General features: G+C 55.6%; 1 rRNA gene. It reads left to right on the top strand.

Annotated elements, in window-relative coordinates:
- Window positions 1–184 precede the first annotated feature (184 nt).
- Window positions 185–1,708: ribosomal RNA gene (locus ACZYZ5_RS21425) — 16S ribosomal RNA — on the top strand.
- The last annotated feature ends 38 nt before the right edge of the window (window positions 1,709–1,746 follow it).

Raw genomic sequence — 1,746 nt, 5'->3', positions numbered from 1 at the left:
TGTGTCTGTTGTTTGAGAACTCAATAGTGTGCCAAGTTTGTTGATACCAATTTATTGTATTGAATTGGTTGAATTGACCGGATCCGCCACCCCGTGGTGTGGTCTGGTTTTTACAGCTGGTTTCAAATTTTGTGCAGCCGGCACGTCCCGTTTTCCCGGGGGTGTTGGTTGTGTCTGTTTTACTTCAACGGAGAGTTTGATCCTGGCTCAGGATGAACGCTGGCGGCGTGCTTAACACATGCAAGTCGAACGATGATCCCAGCTTGCTGGGGGATTAGTGGCGAACGGGTGAGTAACACGTGAGTAACCTGCCCTTAACTCTGGGATAAGCCTGGGAAACTGGGTCTAATACCGGATATGACTCCTCATCGCATGGTGGGGGGTGGAAAGCTTTATTGTGGTTTTGGATGGACTCGCGGCCTATCAGCTTGTTGGTGAGGTAATGGCTCACCAAGGCGACGACGGGTAGCCGGCCTGAGAGGGTGACCGGCCACACTGGGACTGAGACACGGCCCAGACTCCTACGGGAGGCAGCAGTGGGGAATATTGCACAATGGGCGAAAGCCTGATGCAGCGACGCCGCGTGAGGGATGACGGCCTTCGGGTTGTAAACCTCTTTCAGTAGGGAAGAAGCGAAAGTGACGGTACCTGCAGAAGAAGCGCCGGCTAACTACGTGCCAGCAGCCGCGGTAATACGTAGGGCGCAAGCGTTATCCGGAATTATTGGGCGTAAAGAGCTCGTAGGCGGTTTGTCGCGTCTGCCGTGAAAGTCCGGGGCTCAACTCCGGATCTGCGGTGGGTACGGGCAGACTAGAGTGATGTAGGGGAGACTGGAATTCCTGGTGTAGCGGTGAAATGCGCAGATATCAGGAGGAACACCGATGGCGAAGGCAGGTCTCTGGGCATTAACTGACGCTGAGGAGCGAAAGCATGGGGAGCGAACAGGATTAGATACCCTGGTAGTCCATGCCGTAAACGTTGGGCACTAGGTGTGGGGGACATTCCACGTTTTCCGCGCCGTAGCTAACGCATTAAGTGCCCCGCCTGGGGAGTACGGCCGCAAGGCTAAAACTCAAAGGAATTGACGGGGGCCCGCACAAGCGGCGGAGCATGCGGATTAATTCGATGCAACGCGAAGAACCTTACCAAGGCTTGACATGAACCGGAAACACCTGGAAACAGGTGCCCCGCTTGCGGTCGGTTTACAGGTGGTGCATGGTTGTCGTCAGCTCGTGTCGTGAGATGTTGGGTTAAGTCCCGCAACGAGCGCAACCCTCGTTCTATGTTGCCAGCGCGTTATGGCGGGGACTCATAGGAGACTGCCGGGGTCAACTCGGAGGAAGGTGGGGACGACGTCAAATCATCATGCCCCTTATGTCTTGGGCTTCACGCATGCTACAATGGCCGGTACAAAGGGTTGCGATACTGTGAGGTGGAGCTAATCCCAAAAAGCCGGTCTCAGTTCGGATTGGGGTCTGCAACTCGACCCCATGAAGTCGGAGTCGCTAGTAATCGCAGATCAGCAACGCTGCGGTGAATACGTTCCCGGGCCTTGTACACACCGCCCGTCAAGTCACGAAAGTTGGTAACACCCGAAGCCGGTGGCCTAACCCCTTGTGGGAGGGAGCTGTCGAAGGTGGGACTGGCGATTGGGACTAAGTCGTAACAAGGTAGCCGTACCGGAAGGTGCGGCTGGATCACCTCCTTTCTAAGGAGCACCTACAGTCACCTTGCCCCGTGTATGCG

It is taken from the genome of Pseudarthrobacter ribosi (assembly GCF_055412865.1).
This window is presented reverse-complemented; position numbering and strand designations above follow the sequence as displayed.